We start from the raw sequence: 17,358 nt of genomic DNA on the forward strand, positions 1-17,358 counted from the left end.
CCTACAGTTACTTTCGCATCTGCTGGTAAATCTTTGTTTGCTTCTCTAACAGCTTTTTCTACATCTTTCTTTTCGTCTTCTGTTAACTTAGATGGGTCAGCTACTTTAACTGGTTCTGCTGGAGCTACTACTGCTCCTGCTTTCTTTTCAACAACTGTGTCTGCTTGTGCAAGTTGTCCAACTTTTTGATTTTCTCCAGTGCCTTGTGTAACTGTTACAGCTCCATCGTTAGATACTGTAATACTAGCATCTTGTGGTAGAGTCGGATTTGCTTTCTTAACTGCTGCAATAACTTTATCCTTTTCTTCTTGTGTTAAGTTTGACTTATCTGCAACTAGTGTTTTTTCTGGTTCAACTAGTTTTATAATTTTATCAGCATTTCCAGCTTGTTTAACTGTCTTAGCTGATGCTATAGTTTTATTACCATCTTTTCCCATTGGTACTGTTACTGTACCATTTTCAGCAACTTGGATTTCGTCGTCTGTGAAACCTAGGTCTTTGTTAGCTGCCTTAACAGCATCTTTTACAGCTTGTTTTTCTTTCTCTGTAAGATTGCTTGTATTAGCAACTGTTGTTATTGCTGGGTCATTTAATGTTTTGCCAGCTCTATCAAATGGTTTTACCGTGTCTTTTCCTTCTAATGTTCCTGTCTTTTTACCATCTGCAGTAGTTACTTTTACATTACCCTTATTGTCAACTTCAATCTTATCGCCATCAGCAAGATTATTCTTTGCCTTAACTGCTGCAGCTACCTTATCTTTTTCTTCTTGTGTCAAATCAGTTACGTCTTTTACTTCAGTCTTATCTGGAGCTTGAAGTTCAAGAATACTATCTTTTTGTACAACTGTCTTGTCAGCTGGAATTTCTCCTGTCTTACCATTTTGATTGATAGTTACCTTACCATCGTCTCCTACGGTAATTTCATCATCTTTTAAGTTTCTATCTGGGTTAGCTTCCTTAACAGCATCTTTAACAGCTTGTTTTTCTTTATCAGTTAATTTTGTTTTATCATCAACCTTAACTGGTTCTTTTGGTGGGTTGAATTTAACAGTAACTTCTTCTTGTGTAACTGTCTTATCCGGAGTTATTGTTCCAGTCTTACCGTCTTTAGTAACTGTTACTGTACCATCATCATCAACTACAACATCTTCTTTTGTTAAGTTTAAGTCTGGGTTTGCTTTAATAACAGCAGCTTCAACAGCTTCTTGTTCTGGTTCTGTCAATGATGTTTTATCTTTTACTACTGTCTTGTCTGGATCATTTAACTTCAAAGGTGTCTTATCAGTTTGATCCCAAACTGCATAATAAGTTTTTGGTGATGTGATGTTTGTAAATTCTGTAACATTTGGTGTTTTTGCGTCTTTTGTATCTGCCCAACCCTTGAATGTGAATCCATCTCTTGTTGGGTCAGCTGGTTTTGTTACTTTTCCACCTTCAACCTTAACATTAGTTGTGTCCTTGCCGTCAGTAAATGTACCTTGATTTGCATCAAATGTAACTGTTACTTCATCTGAATAAACAGCATAAACAACTAAGTGTTTTGTTATTGGTGTTTCATTAGTAAAGATTTGTTCTTTTGGTAATTTATTGAATTCATCAGCTGTAACAACTGCCTTATCTCCTAAGGCTGTCTTACCTGCTTCAGTAACCCAACCTAAGAAGTTCTTTCCAGTTAGTTTTGGTGCTTCTGGGAATTTATCGCCAGTATCAGCTTTAACATTTGCACCTTCAAAACCATTAGGTTTGTAGTCTTCTTGGTCTAAGAAATTAATGTTATCTGGTGCTATCTTAACAACTTTCTTTGTGCCGTCTGCAAATTGACCGTCTGTTGTATCAAACAATACTCTTGCTCTAACTCTTGTTTCTAATAGGTCAGATGGAAGTGATGATCCGTCTGATGCAGTTGTAACAAACTTCATATCCTTTAATAAAGTAAGTTTTGTTTCAGTCTTTTCATCTGAATGATAAGGAAGCATCTTTGTTAAATCTACCTTGTATTCATAAGCCCTATACTCTTTGCTATCTTCTGTAAATTGAGCATCAAAGATATCAGACTTAGGAATAGTAATCATCTTACTTACATCATCGCCGACTAAATTACCATCTTTATCGTATTCGTTTTCGTCAGCTTTGACTTTTGCATAAAGCCTTTTATCTTTTCCATCATAAAGTGTTCTTACCTTACCACCGTCATACTTAGTATAACCAACGAATTTTTCAGTGTCTTTCATAAAGTCTTTATTAGTTCCAGCAAATACTCTTGGATCCTTATAGAAGTCATCTGTTCCATCTGCATAGTCATTTGTAAATAGCACTTGATATGGAGTGTAAAGTGACTTATTTATAGAAAGGATTGATGATTTGTCTGAGTGGTCAGTCCATGTAAGTTCCTTAACATTGTCTGCAGATTTTGTTAAAGCTCTATACTTAAACAAAGATGTTTGATCTTCTAACTTAGTGCCATTTTCATCATAGGATTCTACAATTATATCTGCACCTGGTTTTAATTTCTTTGTGTTGATATAGAAGTTACCAGCTGTTGAATTAGTTAGTGCATTTGTACCCGGATCCATAACTTTGTCTTTGTTGTCAAATTTCCATAATCCTTTAGGTTCAAATTTCTTTTCAGCCTTTGTTCCGTCTGCAAGGGTGTATTTTAGAATGTAGTAACCTTTATTGCCTTCCTTATAAAGGTGCATATTGATATTTCTATCTTTTTGTAATTTTAGTGTTGCTCCACCTTCATTTAGCTCAGTGCCGTTGTGAATTTCAAGGAAGTTTACAGGATCAGCGTGGTCTTTTGCATATGGCATGAAAACTTTTAGCTTGTCTCCGGCCTTTACAGTCGCGCCTTCTCGAAGGTCAAACTTAAAGATACCATCTGCATACTTTTCGATGGTTTCAATACCCTTATTACCTGTTACGTAATAAGTGTAATATCCTTGTTGTCTTCTAATGATGGCATCTTCATTGCCCATTTGGATCATGATTTGACCATCTGCAGGGTCTTTCGTCGTATCGATAATAAAAGACTCGCCTTCATGAGCTACATAGCCATCATCGTATGTTTTTTCAAATACAGCCCAGCCGTCGACATTTGGATTAGTCCATCCAGATATCATAGAGTAGTTAAGCTTTCTTGTAGCATTACCACCATCTCTACCTGCAAAGGTATCTTCAAATTTGCCCTTATCTACAACATAGTCGATAGCTGTTACGTAGAAGCCAGATAGCATAGTGTGTTGGTCATGTTGTGGTATCTCAACCTTTTTAACTCCTTCTTTTTGGAAGTCATGGGTACCTATAACAACGTAAGCAAGCTCACCATCTTTTGATAAATTGAAGTCTGTTTTCTTGATACCAAAATTGTGTGACCATTTTGATTTTTGTCTTGAGTTTTCAAGAACATTAACATAGGCTACATTACCGTCGTCATCCGGCTTCAAATAGTTAAGAAGATTAGCATCAAAGGCTTGGGTAAAGGCAATGGGCTTTCCACCTACTGTTGGTGAGGCAGCACTTCCAGCTCTTTGACCCATGTATTGAGTTCTTATGATACCAAGATTCTTTTCATCCTTGTATTGCTCCGGATTGGCAATAAATTCAGACATAACGAATTCTTGGTTTGTTGCACTAGTGTTATCTGATTGGTAGCCACCCTTGATAAATAATCTATTGACCTTATCTTCAAGAGAAACTGATGTTGTCTTCGTATAAGAAGAGTAGTCCATGGATGAACCCTTAGGTGCATAAGCATAGATTTTTTCGCCCTTTGTATCAGCAAGTCTCATTTGAACGATGTAGTTTTGCTTACCTAAAGTGTCAATTGTTACGCCTTCTTTTAATACTAGGTTTATAGGAAGGTTCTTTCTTTGGTTTGTTAAGTCCCCTCTCAATACACCTAGGTCAACAATTCTTTCCTTGCGGTCATTAAATGGATCTAGAGTTCCTCTTTTAGCTTCGTTACCTGCGACACTTACACCAACCATGTAAGACTTATCATAGTCGATGTATTGGTCAAGGTCTCCGAAGTTAAATATAGCTCTGTACCAAACACCTGTAGCTGCTTGACCTTTTTCCTTGTAAACCATTCTAAGAACAGTTCTGCCATTGGCATCGACAAAGTTACCATCGTAGTCGATATCGTTCATTTGAACTGGTTCTGATGTAACAACTCTTACAAGTCTTTGATTGTCGCCTACAGGCCAACGTGACTTGTCCTTAATTTTGTTTTCCCAGTTTGCCTTATTGTAGTAGGTTGCACTAGATAAGGCATCATTAGTTTCTCCAGATCTTACAGGTGTTTTAGTATTTGCAGTTGAAAATTCTAACTTTTGTTCGCCAGTTGTTGCGGCTGTAAGAGCCTTATCTGGACTAGCAAATACATTGTAAGGTATCATGCTTGCTAGCATTACACCTGACAAAGCATAAGCAGCAACGCGATTTGCATTTGCTTTCGCTTTTGCTTTTTTCTTATTATCCATTATTTCTCCTTTCATTTTTAAGTTATTAGCTTCTTAATTTTTAAGTTATTAAACTCTTTATTAAGTTATTGACTAATTACTTTTTAAGTTATAAACTTCTTACTTTCTTAATAAATATTCCTTTAATATATCCCAGGAAATCATCTCCCTTTATCTGAAAACGTAAACATTCTTTTTAAAATTTTTTATGTCTCATATATTGCTTTTGCTTTATGCTCCAGATTTTTTTTATACAGCTTTATTATAACAAATCAAAATATTCTTTTCAATTTTTAAAATTTAAAATTTTCCATAATTTCAAGGAATTTAGATGCTCTTATACCCACCCCTAGTAAATTTTGTCTTTATTTTGTGCAATATTTTAGTTCTCTCCTTAAAGTATTTCATTATCATTAATCTATTTTTTATTTATGTCATTTAATTTAGTCTGCTATCCTTTTTCATTTTACCTGTTTTTTTATTGTTTTTTGATGAAAACCTTACTTTTTTTATTCCTTTTTGTATAATTTTATATACTTTTAATTAAATGTATTTATTTTTTTTAATATAATAATTTTTAAAATTTTCTTGATTTTTATTCTAAATTTTTTTATATTCTCGAGAAATTTTTTATTTTCTTGACATAAATTTTCTTTAAAACTATAAAATTTTCCCAAAATTTCTTTACACTTAAATTTATAAATTATTTGTAATATGTTTTTCAAATTTAAAATAAAAAAAGAGCAAGTTTTCTCTTGCTCTAAATTTTTATTAATATTTATTTTTATTTTTCGCCTAAAAGCCTCATGGCAATTTCTACATTTTTCTTGGATTCTTGACGCATTTTTTCTGTATTTTCTCCCAGTACCTGTCGCCTTTCTTCCAAGTTATCAAGTGCCTTTTGGGTTTTTTCAAATAATTCTTCTGCTGAGAAATTTTCAACATCTACTGCTTCTTTTATGCCAAGCTCTCTCACCATGGCTTCAACTTTTGGGTCATAAATGATTCCCACCATAGGTAGATTTACGCTAGCTGCATAAACAAGTGAATGAAGCCTCATTGCTGCTAAAAGTCTTAGTTTTTTAAAGATGCCCATAAGTTCGCCTGCTGAATAGTTTTTTTCTATTAACATGACTTTTTCTTTGTGGCGGCACTTTTCTGCTACTTCTCTCGAATAGACATTGTCCCTTGGTGTGTGGAAGGGCACAAGTAAAATGTCGTAGCCTGCTTCTATTAAGAGGTCAATAGTTTTTGCAAATTTTTCCTTTATTGTTTCGTCTTTTTTGTGATCTCTTATACAAAATCCCAGAGTCTTTTCTGTTATTTTTATGCCTTCATCTTTTAATATTTCATCTACTCTATTATCATCTGCTTCTTTTAGGGTAAAAACTGGGTCTGCTGTCACTTCTATATTTTTATTTGTAACCCCCAATTTTTCTACAAAGTCATAGGATAATTTGTCGCGAAGGGTAATGTAATCTACTTTATTTAAGACTCTCTTTGTCAAAATTCTATTTTTTCTCTTGTCAATGGGACCTATGCCATTGGCATAGACATAGACTTTTTTCCCCAACATTTTCGCCAAAGTTATCACAGAGAGATAATAAATTATACTCCTAGTTGATGTTATATCCTGAAGAAGAGATCCTCCACCTGATAAAAATAGGTCTGCATCCTTTAGTGTGGAGATGAGTTCTGGTAATGAAAATCTATTTACTGCATCTATGCCGTAAACTTTTTTTGTCTTCTCAGGATTTTTTGAAAGTGCTGTCATTTTTATTTCAAAATTTTCTCTATTTAGTTTTTTAAAGTCTTCTACCATGGCTTTTAAGATGGCATCGTCGCCAGAGTTGTCAAAGCCAAAGTATCCTGATACTACAATTTTTTTCATACCATTCATTTTATCACTCTGTTATAGGATTTCTTTCTATTGTATTTTCTGTATTTTTTAATTCTTCTTTATTATCTATTGTATTTTCTTTTTCTCTTTCACTTTTTTCTACTTTTATGGCTGTAAAAATTATGGCAAGGACAATCCAAAAGCTAAATATTATTCTTGGAATGTATAAAAAGTGTTCTACAAGTCCATGACCCATAATGCCAATTATGCTGGCAAAAAGTCCGGCTCCAAGATATTTAAAATATTTGTCCTCTGATTTTACCAAATTCACATAATCGTATTTTAGTGTGGAAAGTAAAAGTAAGATGAAAAATATAAATCCAATTAAGCCAATTTCTGCTGCCACTTCAAGATAGGTATTATGAGCGTGATATATTGGCATTGTCCTAATATACCTTTCAAAGGTATCTTTAAAGGGCATATAGCCAAAGCCAACGCCTGCTATAAAATTATCTCTTATTACATCCATAGTTATGTGCCAAATTTTTATTCTATATAAATTTGATGTATCCACTGTTGAACCAATAGATGTAATTCTATCTAGGACTTTTTGCGGAAGAAAAGCAAGTCCTCCAAGAATTAGTGGAATACCTAAAAGTAGTAGTCTCTTATCAACTAAGAGGACAAAGGCAAGGGCTGCAAGGGCAATTCCTACCCAGCCACCTCTTGAAAGTGTCATGACAATACAAATTAGTAGTATGCCTGTTGATGCTGCAAAGAGAAATTTTTTCCTCATGGACTTTGTGTACCAAGTCATGCCAACAGCTATTGGCGTAATTAAAACTAAGTATTCTGCCAAAATATTTGGATTAAAAAATACTGAATAAACTCTTACTGCAATATCTGTATTATTTTCTGTGTCAAGCCACTCTGGTCTCATTTGAACTCCCGTAAAATATTGGACTACGCCAAGAAGGGCAACTACAAGAGCTGACAAAAGTAGAGTTGATATAAGGGCGTTTAGTTCTGCCTTAGTCTTTATTGAATTTGTCATGGCAAATAAAAAGGAAATTCCTGCTGCATTTAGTGCCAAGTCACGAATTGATCCTGATGGGTCAACTGATGTAATAGTAGAAAAAACTATTATAAAGGCAAATATTGCTATGGGAACTGTCCTTTCGCCTACTGTAAAACTTTCTTTATATAAAATTGTCCTTAGTAAAACAAAAAATCCCATGGAAAGTAACATTATAAGTCCCAAGGCATCAGGCACAAAGGGATATAAAAATACTGATGCAAAAAGTCCAATTTTTATGTCATAAATGACTAAAAGTAGACCACTTATGCCAAGGAAGGCTGCCAAAAATAGTTTTGTTCCCAAAAAATAATATATTAAGCTTAGAAAAACTGCGGACAAAAGTATAAAATTAATTTTTTTTGATTTTACCACCAGTTTTCACCGCCTTCATCTAATTTAAAGAAAGATGTAAAAAATTCTAAGACTTTTGAGCCTTTTATTATATCCATGTATTTTCCCTTTAAAAGGGAAAGAATTATGCCAAGTATAATAAAGGCAAGGGGGAAGATTATTTTTCCCTTAAAAATTATGGAGATAATTAGGGTGAAAATCCCAGTGTAAAAGGTGATATTTGATATTATGCCTGCAATTTCGTCAAAATCATCAAAGGACTTAAAGGCTGAGCCAAGGAAAAAGGAACTCTTAATCATTTGCACAAAAACTCTTCCCAAAAAATTCATAAATTTTTCTATTAAGTTAAAAAGTCCTCTATATATTCTATAAATAAAGGAATTTGCAAATAAAACTTTTTCGCCTGTTAAAACTTTTTTAGTCTTTGAATTTGCAAAGTTTTCTGCTAGAGGTTTACTTATAAAATCATGAATCTTTTTTGTAAGTGAGCTTTCATAATAGCCAGAAAAGGACCTGTAAATTTTATTTAAAAACCTTATAGTTAATGAATTAATAGTGATCACCTAGTTCTTTACTTCTATGCCAAGTATTGTCATAAAAGTTGTAACACTTTTGTTTTTAATTCTCATTTCTGCACCAATTCTTATTTGTTCAGTGCCTACTTGATAAAAATCTTGTGTTTCCTTGACATCTGCGTCAATTGTCATTATTACTCTGTACTTGCCAGGAACTTCTGCATTATAAAATTTACCTTGGTATTCTGTCTTATCCTTATAAGGTTCAACTTCAGCTGCAATAATTTTTCCTATTAAAGTTCCCTTGTCATAATCGTAAATAGGGTCGCCAACTTTTACATTTTTTGCTGTTACATCTCTAACATCTTTTATTTCTGCTGTGATGACGCCTTTTTTTGTTGTTGCTTCTCCAACTGCTGCCTTGTTGCCAAATCTCTTTACTCCCACTGCTACAAGGGCAAGTAACAAAATTATTATAAGTAAATCAACTATGTTAATTAGTCCAAAAAGTCTGCCCTTTTTGTCAATTATTTTCATTTTTTCCTCCAATTAATATTTCATCATAAATTTCTTTTTGTCTATTTCCCATGGATTCATGAGAATATTTTTCTATTACTTCTCTTTTTATATTTTCGCCAAGTTCCTTTAATTTTTCTCTATTGTCATATAAATCCAAAAGATATCTTGAAAGGGCCTTGTAATTTTTCACTGGGAATAAATATCCAGTGTAATCGTCCTTTACTATTTCTGGTATGCCGCCAGTTTTTGTGGAAACTGTAGGTACAGATAAAAGTGCAGCCTCAAGAATTACATAAGGAAAGGACTCAGATATAGATGTCAAAACATTTATATCAATGGCATTCATGAAAGAATATTTATCCCTTACAAAGCCAAGAAAATAAATATTTTTTTCTATATTATATGATTTTGCCATTTCTTCAAGTTTTTTCTTTTCATCGCCATCGCCTGCTATTAAAAAGATTATGTCTGGATTTACTTCTAGGGTTTCTTTACAAGCCTTAATAAAAGTTTCATGATCCTTAACCTTATCTAGCCTTGCTGCAATTCCCACCAAAAGCTCACCATTATAATTAATCTTGTATTTTTCTAAGAAAGCAGTCTTTGGAATGTACTCAATTTTTTCTTCTGTGTCTATGCCATTGTATAGGACATGAATTTTCTTTTTGTCAAAACCTCTATCTTCTAGCATCTTTTTAAAATTGTCACTTACACAAATGTAGTGATCAAATTTTTTTAAAGCCATCTTATTTAGAGTAGTGTAAATTAAATTTTTGTAAAAGGAGTCCTTAAAGTCAAGCATATAATCTGAGTGGATTGTAGTAACCATAGGGACATGTATTTTCTTTTTTAAAAACATGCAAATAAAATTAGCTCTTGCCCCATGGGCATGGACTAAATCGTATTTGCCATTATTTATTTCGTCACTTAATTTAGAAACGACGGAAAGGTCTGATCTTTTTTCTTGTGGATAAACTTCTATGTCGATGCCTCTTTCTTTTGCTTCATCATAAAAAGTATCTTTTATAAAACAAATTATTTTACTTTCGACTTTTCCACTAAGGCCTTTCATCAAGGTAAAAATATGTGTCTTTGCGCCACCTGTGTCGCCGCCACTAATTAAATGGAGAACTTTTGTCATAATTTCTCCTCCTTATCTTTTTTATTATACAATAAATTGTAAATAATTTTAACTCTTTTGTTGAATAATAGCTTTCAAATGAATTAAAGACCAAGAGATTTATTTTTCTTAAAAGATTTATAAATTTTTTATAAAAAATCTCTTGCAATTTTTTCTCAAAAGTGATTTAATAATAAAGATAAAAAAATAGAAAATCAGTCCAAGGACTGAGTAAAATCATGTCCTTGCGCATGATTTTTTTTTGAGCAAATTTAATACCTTAAATTTTTTTTGCCCATTTTTAAGAATGTTTGATCTTTTATTTGGAAAAGGAGAAAAAAATGCCAAGAGATAATTCGATTAAGAAGACGCTAGTAATAGGATCTGGTCCCATTGTAATAGGACAAGCTGCTGAATTTGACTACTCAGGTACACAAGCTTGTGAAACTCTAAAAAAGAATGGTGTAGAAACTGTTCTTGTAAACTCAAATCCTGCTACTATTATGACAGACAAGGGTGTTGCCGATAAAATTTATATCGAGCCAATAACTATTTCTTTTATAGAAAAAATTATTGAAAAGGAAAGACCTGATTCCCTTATTGCAGGCATGGGCGGACAAACTGGTCTTAACATGACACTAGAACTAGACAGGCGTGGAATTTTAGATAAGTATGGAATAAAAATTATAGGCACTGACATTGACGCCATAAAAAAAGGCGAAGACAGAGATATTTTTAGAAAAACTATGCAAGAAATTGGCGAACCAATTATCCAGTCTGAAATTGCAACTACACTAGAAGAAGGAAAAGTTCTTGCTAAAAAAATTGGCTATCCTCTAGTTATTAGACCTGCCTACACTTTAGGTGGAACTGGCGGCGGCTTTGCCTATGATGAAGAAGAACTTGAAGAAGTTTTATCTCATGGACTTAGCCTTAGCCCAGTAAATGAATGTCTTCTTGAAAAATCTATTCGTGGTTGGATGGAAATTGAATTTGAAGTTATAAGAGACTCTGCTGGTGAAAAAATCATTGTCTGCGACATGGAAAATGTTGATCCAGTTGGAGTTCACACTGGCGATTCCATTGTAGTTGCTCCTTGCCAAAGTCTTGATAAGAATGTGCTACAAAAATTAAAAAATGCGGCCCTAAATATAGTTGAAAATGTAAATGTTGTTGGCGCTTGCAATGTTCAACTTGCCTTAAATCCAGAAACTTTAGATTACGCAGTAATCGAAATTAACCCTAGAGTTTCTCGTTCTTCTGCCCTTGCATCAAAGGCAACAGGTTATCCAATTGCAAGAATTGCAACAAAAATTGCCCTTGGACTTAACCTTTCTGAAATCGAAAACGAAACTACTGGCGACACTATAGAAAATTATGAACCACACTGCAATTATGTAGTTGTTAAAATTCCTAAATGGCCTTTTGACAAATTCAAATATGCAAATAGAAAACTTGGCACAAAGATGATGGCAACTGGCGAAGTTATGTCAATTGGTTCATCCTTTGAAGAAGCTCTAATGAAGGGAATTAGATCTCTTGAAATTTCTAAATTCTCTCTTGAATCAAAATTCTCTGAAGAAAGAACTACTGAAGAACTTAAAAAGAGAATTAAATTCCCAGATGACGAAAGACTTTTTGATGTTGCAGAAATTATAAGACGTGGACTTTCCATTGAACTTATCCACGATATAACTGGCATTGACCTTTACTTCTTGGAAAAAATTGAAAATATTGTTCGTGAAGAAGAAAATCTTAAAAAATTAAGTCTTGAAACAATGACACCTGATGAGCTTGCTAAACTTAAAAAACTTGGTTTCTCTGATAAGACTATTGCCAAGGCTCTTGGCGTAGAAATGGATGATGTAATTGAACTTCGTGAAAAAAATAAAATTCTTCCAAATTATAGAAGAGTTGACACTTCCCCATTTAGAAAGAATGGCGCTTACTATTATTCAACTTATGAAAAGACAGACGAAAATATTGTATCAGACAAGAAAAAAATAATTGTAATTGGATCTGGTCCTATTAGAATTGGTCAAGGTATTGAATTTGACTACTGTAGCGTTCACGCAATTAAGGCCCTTATTAAACTTGGCATCGAAACAATTACTATAAATAACAACCCTGAAACTGTTTCAACAGACTTTGACACATCAGACAAACTTTACTTCGAACCACTTACTGAAGAAGAAGTTAAATCTATAATTGAAATAGAAAAACCTATGGGAGTTATACTTGCCTTTGGTGGACAAACTGCCATTAAGCTTGCAAAATATCTTCACTCACAAAAAATAAACATCTTGGGAACAGACTTTGAAGACATAGATAGGGCTGAAGACAGAGAAAAATTTGACGAAATGCTTGAAAAATTAAAAATAAATAGACCTAAGGGACATGGTGTTTTCACAGTAAAAGAAGGACTTGATGCTGCTAAAGATCTTGGCTATCCACTACTTGTTAGACCTTCCTATGTACTTGGTGGTCAAGGAATGCAAATAACTTATGACGAAGATAGTTTAAAAACTTATTTGCAAAGTGCCTTTGAAAGAGATGCTGAAAACCCAGTTTTAATTGACAAATATTTAGTTGGTCGTGAAATTGAAGTTGACGCAATTTCAGATGGCGAAGATATTTTAATTCCTGGAATCATGGAACACCTTGAAAGAGCAGGAGTTCACTCTGGAGATTCAATAACAATTTATCCAAGCCTTCACATTTCTGATGCCATAAAGGCAAAAATTTTAGACTACACAAAGAAAATTGCCAAGGCACTTCATGTAAAGGGCATGATTAACATTCAGTTCATCGAATACAAAAATGATTTATACATCATCGAAGTAAACCCTCGTGCATCAAGAACTGTACCTTACATCTCAAAGGTTTCTGGTGTGCCAATAGTTGATCTTGCAACAAAAACTATGCTTGGCGAAAAATTATCTGATTTAGGCTACGGTGTTGGCATTTATAAGGAACCAAAACTTATGGCAGTAAAAGTTCCAGTATTCTCAATGTCAAAACTTAACAGAGTAGAAATTTCCCTTGGACCTGAAATGAAATCTACTGGAGAAGTCCTTGGAGTTGGAAAAGATATAGACGAAGCACTTTTCAAAGGCTTCTTGGCAGCAGGCTCTGCAATAGAAAGTGAAGTTTCAACTGTCCTTGCAACAGTAAATGACAATGACAAAGAAGAATTTATTGAAATTGCAAAATCTATGAAGGACTTGGGCTACACATTTATAGCAACTAAAGGAACTTGTGGGCTTCTTAAAAAAGAAGGCATTGAGGCAAGAGAAATTGGAAAAATAAATGACCCAAGACCAAATATCTTAGATGTAATAAGAAATGGCGAAATCGACATTGTAGTCAACACTCCAACAAGAGGTGGCGACTCAACAAGAGACGGCTTTAAAATTAGAAGAATGGCAACAGAATATGGCATCGACATAGTAACATCTCTTGACACCCTAGCAGCAAGAGTAGCTGTAAAAAATAAAAAATTCCACGAAGAAAACATGGATATCTATGACATCACAAAATTTTAATTAAAATTTTTGAATTTATAATTTAATTTGTAAATTAAGAATATAAAATTTAAGACAAAAAATTAGCCTTGGTGTAGGAACATCAAGGCTTTATTTTTATTTAATATCTAATTTTTCTCTCAAATCTTTTATGGCTGAGTCAAGTTTTTCCTCGTCGAGCTCTCTATTTTTATTTTCTATGGCTTTTTCTACTAGGTCCATAAGTTGGTCGTCCCTGTCATTTTCAAGCCTATCTAAGGCAATTTTTACCAGCCCGCCGAGTTCTCTAAATTTTGTGACAACCCTATGCTCATCAGCAATATGACCCATTAAAAAGGCAAAGGTCCAGTCTGCATTAGTCTTTGTTAAGACGCATTTGTTGTCAACCATTACTCCCTCTTTTTTTAGGGCAATTAAAAAGTCCTGCAAAATATTTCTGTCAAAGTCAGAAAATACCATTAATTTATTTTCGTCTTCCACAAGATCATTTTCTCCCAAATCTAAATTAAAGAGTTCGCCAACTTTTTTCTCTAAGTCATTTTTTGCAATTTTATTTATTTCAATGCCAAATTCACTTGCCACATTTTCTGTGATTTTTGTCTTTTCTTCTTCTAATCCATATAATAAAATTTTTTTCACATTAACACCTCCCTTTTATTTTACCCAATTTTAATATATTTATTGGGTATATTATTATTGAGGTGTTTTTATGAGACTAAATAAGGGTGACGAAGTTATATATGAAAGAGTTTTTACTGAAAAAGATTTGAGGGACTATGCAGAAAATGCAAACTTTTGGGGCAAGCACCACGAAAGTCCAAATGACAAGGGCGAATATCTCTTACAGGGTCTACTTACTGCAAGTCTTACTAATAAAATTGGCGGCGACTACGATATTTTGATGTATCGCATGGAGTTCGATTTTATAAAAAAGGCTTACACTGGAAGGAAAATAAGATGCGTAAACCTAGTTGAAAACCTAGAAAATAAGCGTGGAAAAAATTTTATCGACATAATTTCAGATGTCTATGACGAAAATGGCGACCATCTCCTTCATGGATTTTTAAGGGGGATTTTATTAGATTAAGTGTGGGAAGCTTCCTACACTTTTTCTTTTGCCACTTAACTAAATTTCTCAACCACTTAGAGAAGATTTATTTACTTTTTCTTTTCAAGGTTTATATTATAAGTAAAGGAGGTCAGAAATGGATTTTGAAATTAAAATTGATGAAAATTATAAGGTACCCAAGGCTCTTGTCTACACTAATAAAGTTACAGAAGAAGTTTTAAGGCTGAAGTCCTTTGTGCTAGAAAATTCTGAAAATTTGTTAATTGGTTTTCTTGATGAGAAGATAAAAATTTTAAAGCCTGCAAAGATTTATAGGATTTACACAGAGGATTCAAGGGTCTTTGCCGAATCTCTCCATGAAAAATATTTAGTGAAAAAGAGAATTTATCAGCTGGAAGATATGCTGAAGGCGAAAAATTTTGTTAGGATTTCAAACTCTGAACTCATCAACCTAAACTTAGTTGATAGCTTCGACTTGTCCTACTCTGGAACTATTTCTGTCACTATGAAAAATAAGTCCAAGACCTTCGTATCTCGAAGATATGTGAAAAAAATTAAAACTACTTTAGGTATATGAGGTGATTTTATGAAAAAAATTATTAGTCGAATGGTAAATGGTCTTTTGATTTGTGAATTTATTTTGCTTGTCATTTCCCTAATTATGTCCTATATTTTTACTGATGGAGATTTTTCTATTGCAAACCCAAGCTTAATAGAAAGCTCTAAGTCAGTCTTTGCGGCAAACTTTTTGTCAATTTGTCTTAGTGGAATTCTTGGCATGGTCTTTGGTCTTGCCTCTGTAATTTGGGAAGAAGAAAAACTTTCAATACTTACAAGAACCATCATCCACTTTCTCTTAACTGCATCCACTATGGTTTTTGTGGGCTACAAGCTCTACTGGTTCCAAAAGTCCCCTTTGTCCCTTGCCATCTTCCTTGGCATTTACCTTTTAATCTATCTTGTAATTTGGTTTGTTGAATACACACTTGCCAAGAGGGACATAGCAAGATTAAATGAAAAATTAAAAAATAATATGTAAAAAAATGCCAGCTTATGAATTAATTTCATGAGCTGGTGCTTTTTTTACTTGTAAATTTTTTTCAAATTTTTTACTTGACTAATAAAATTTTCAGAAATATAATTTTGTTAGAAAGTATGATTTTCTAACTAAGGAGGCTCTCATGTTAGTTGAATTAAAAGCAAAGTCACAAGTAACTATACCCAAAGATATTATTAATTCCATGAAATTAAGTCAAGGCGACCAGTTTGAAATCCTTGAAGATAATGGAAAAATTATTCTTGTTCCAGTTGCAATTTATCCCAGCCATGTTATTGAAAATATAAAAGAATCTGTGGAAGAAATTAAAGAAAACATAAAAAGGGGTCAACAACCAGTTTTTGATTCTCTAGATTCTTTATTTGAAGAGTTGGATAAATAATGTCTTTTAAAATTACTTTTTTAAAACATTATAAAAAGTTATCTAATGTAGAAAAAAATCAGTTTAAAAATAAATTAAAAATTTTTATAGAAAATCCTACTCACCCATCTCTAAGAACTAAAAAAAATAAAGGTTTATACAATACTTGGGAATCATCAATCAATATGGACATAAGAATTATTTGGTTCTACCAAGATGACGAACTTATTTTTTTAATCGATACAGGGCACCATGATATTTTAAATAACTTATAATTTATTGCATTAAAAATCCACATCAGCTTTGATGTGGACTTTATCTTTATTTATTTTTCTCCAATTACTTCAATTTTATATCCGTCTGGGTCTTTTACAAAGAAGTAGGAATCTGATTTGTCAGAAAGTGCTTTTAGTTCTGTGACATCATAACCTTTATTTTTTAATTCTTCCCTAAAGGCTTTTATGTCCTTGTGAGAAATGGCAATGTGACCGTAGCCGTCGCCAATTGTGTAGTCCCTTCCGTCATAATTATGTGTCAGCTCAAGTTCATAGGGTGAGTCTTCTAGCTTTAAATATAAAAGTGTAAATTCATCTTCTGGAAAATCCTTGCGCCTTGATTCAACAAAACCCAGGGCTTCTTTATAAAACCTTTCAGATCTTTCCAAGTCCTTTACTCTAATCATTGTGTGTAAAAATTTCATAAGATCCCTCCAATTTATTTATACCAATAATTTAGTTCGGTACTCAAAAACTGCAAAAAAATATCTATTGAAAATTTTGCAATCAATAGATATTTCAACTTTATAAGTTGTTATAGAAAAATTCAATGTTTGTCAAATATTCTAAATAGTTAATTGAATCTTTTTTCCTATCATCTTCTGATATTCCTTTATACAGAAAAATTTCTTCAAAAATAATATGTTGACCTATGCTAAAATATTGTGTATTTTTTTCGAATACAAGATAATAATAATCTGATTTGTTATAAGTTTCATTTTCTAAAAAATAAATTTCTGTCTTTTCATTTTTAGGTATTTTATATATAACAATTTCTAAAATTTCATCAGAAAATTTGTAAGTGTATGGATGATTTATCAGATTCATTAAAATAAAATTAAATCTTACTCTATTGTTCTTTATATATTCTGAAAAGCTAATTTTATAAGCATCGTATCTGTCTTCTATCCAAGTTAAAATCTCATCAGATGATTTTTTTCTAGGTAATTTGAATTTTATAAATTTTCCCTTTAAATGTTCAGCTTGATTCATTTCTTTACTCCCAAGAATCCTATTTGATCACTAGCTACATACCACCCATGATTTAATATATATATTTTAATTTGAGTACAATCTACTCTAACCTTATCAAATTTTTTGGTAAACTTATTTCTCCTATTTTAAAATATACAAGTTTATTCGCACCTCTCCTTGATGAAAGCATGAGGTATTTCTGCTAATATTT

General features: G+C 32.7%; 15 protein-coding genes. 6 read left to right on the forward strand and 9 right to left on the reverse strand.

Annotated elements, in window-relative coordinates; genetic code table 11:
* The 6 genes from JOD41_RS02120 to JOD41_RS02145 all read right to left on the reverse strand — a co-directional run.
* A partial coding sequence (locus JOD41_RS02120) for an InlB B-repeat-containing protein (protein WP_239540913.1) occupies positions 1-4,484 on the reverse strand: 4,484 nt, incomplete at its 3' end.
* Positions 4,485-5,247: 763 nt separating this feature from the next.
* The gene (gene csaB, locus JOD41_RS02125) at positions 5,248-6,363 is read right to left on the reverse strand and encodes a polysaccharide pyruvyl transferase CsaB (protein ID WP_239540916.1); all 1,116 of its coding nucleotides are present in this window, start codon (positions 6,361-6,363) and stop codon (positions 5,248-5,250) included.
* Positions 6,364-6,367: 4 nt separating this feature from the next.
* A complete protein-coding gene (locus JOD41_RS02130; RefSeq protein ID WP_205051404.1) occupies positions 6,368-7,753 on the reverse strand; it encodes an O-antigen ligase family protein in 1,386 nt (461 codons plus the stop codon).
* Positions 7,747-8,295, reverse strand: coding sequence for a hypothetical protein (locus JOD41_RS02135; RefSeq protein ID WP_205051405.1), 549 nt, complete (start codon positions 8,293-8,295; stop codon positions 7,747-7,749). The genes JOD41_RS02130 and JOD41_RS02135 overlap by 7 nt, the downstream gene beginning before the upstream one ends.
* On the reverse strand, positions 8,296-8,784 hold the full coding sequence (locus JOD41_RS02140) for a DUF4330 domain-containing protein (RefSeq protein WP_205051406.1): 489 nt from the start codon (positions 8,782-8,784) through the stop codon (positions 8,296-8,298). It lies immediately after the preceding gene.
* On the reverse strand, positions 8,771-9,907 hold the full coding sequence (locus JOD41_RS02145; protein ID WP_205051407.1) for a glycosyltransferase family 4 protein: 1,137 nt from the start codon (positions 9,905-9,907) through the stop codon (positions 8,771-8,773). Before JOD41_RS02145 ends, JOD41_RS02140 begins: the two co-directional genes overlap by 14 nt.
* Positions 9,908-10,227: 320 nt before the next feature.
* Here JOD41_RS02145 and carB point away from each other — a divergent pair, with 320 nt between their 5' ends.
* Positions 10,228-13,431, forward strand: coding sequence for a carbamoyl-phosphate synthase large subunit (gene carB / locus JOD41_RS02150; protein WP_205051408.1), 3,204 nt, complete (start codon positions 10,228-10,230; stop codon positions 13,429-13,431).
* Between the two features lie 96 nt (positions 13,432-13,527).
* On the opposite strand, the gene JOD41_RS02155 is transcribed toward carB, so the two are convergent.
* Positions 13,528-14,049, reverse strand: a complete 522-nt coding sequence (locus JOD41_RS02155; protein ID WP_205051409.1) for a DUF3783 domain-containing protein — start codon at positions 14,047-14,049, stop codon at positions 13,528-13,530.
* Positions 14,050-14,119: 70 nt separating this feature from the next.
* Here JOD41_RS02155 and JOD41_RS02160 point away from each other — a divergent pair, with 70 nt between their 5' ends.
* From JOD41_RS02160 to JOD41_RS02180, 5 genes are all read left to right on the forward strand, one after another.
* Positions 14,120-14,497, forward strand: coding sequence for a hypothetical protein (locus JOD41_RS02160; RefSeq protein WP_205051410.1), 378 nt, complete (start codon positions 14,120-14,122; stop codon positions 14,495-14,497).
* A 118-nt stretch (positions 14,498-14,615) separates the two neighbouring features.
* Positions 14,616-15,056: a LytTR family DNA-binding domain-containing protein gene (locus JOD41_RS02165; protein WP_205051411.1), complete on the forward strand. Its 441-nt coding sequence runs from the start codon at positions 14,616-14,618 to the stop codon at positions 15,054-15,056.
* 9 nt (positions 15,057-15,065) lie between these two features.
* Positions 15,066-15,518: a DUF3021 domain-containing protein gene (locus JOD41_RS02170; protein ID WP_205051412.1), complete on the forward strand. Its 453-nt coding sequence runs from the start codon at positions 15,066-15,068 to the stop codon at positions 15,516-15,518.
* A 142-nt stretch (positions 15,519-15,660) separates the two neighbouring features.
* The gene (locus tag JOD41_RS02175) at positions 15,661-15,918 is read left to right on the forward strand and encodes an AbrB/MazE/SpoVT family DNA-binding domain-containing protein (protein WP_156700780.1); all 258 of its coding nucleotides are present in this window, start codon (positions 15,661-15,663) and stop codon (positions 15,916-15,918) included.
* Positions 15,918-16,172 carry a type II toxin-antitoxin system RelE/ParE family toxin gene (locus JOD41_RS02180; RefSeq protein ID WP_205051413.1) on the forward strand — a complete coding sequence of 85 codons (255 nt, stop codon included), beginning with the start codon at positions 15,918-15,920 and terminating at the stop codon, positions 16,170-16,172. Before JOD41_RS02175 ends, JOD41_RS02180 begins: the two co-directional genes overlap by 1 nt.
* Positions 16,173-16,222: 50 nt before the next feature.
* Here JOD41_RS02180 and gloA read toward each other — a convergent pair whose 3' ends face one another.
* Complete coding sequence (gene gloA, locus JOD41_RS02185; protein WP_205051414.1) at positions 16,223-16,597, reverse strand: lactoylglutathione lyase; 375 nt, start codon at positions 16,595-16,597, stop codon at positions 16,223-16,225.
* Between the two features lie 100 nt (positions 16,598-16,697).
* Positions 16,698-17,165, reverse strand: a complete 468-nt coding sequence (locus tag JOD41_RS02190; protein ID WP_205051415.1) for a hypothetical protein — start codon at positions 17,163-17,165, stop codon at positions 16,698-16,700.
* Positions 17,166-17,358 lie beyond the last annotated feature (193 nt).

The sequence above is a fragment of the Peptoniphilus gorbachii genome, from assembly GCF_016908115.1.
GTDB classification, from domain to species: domain Bacteria; phylum Bacillota; class Clostridia; order Tissierellales; family Peptoniphilaceae; genus Peptoniphilus_A; species Peptoniphilus_A gorbachii.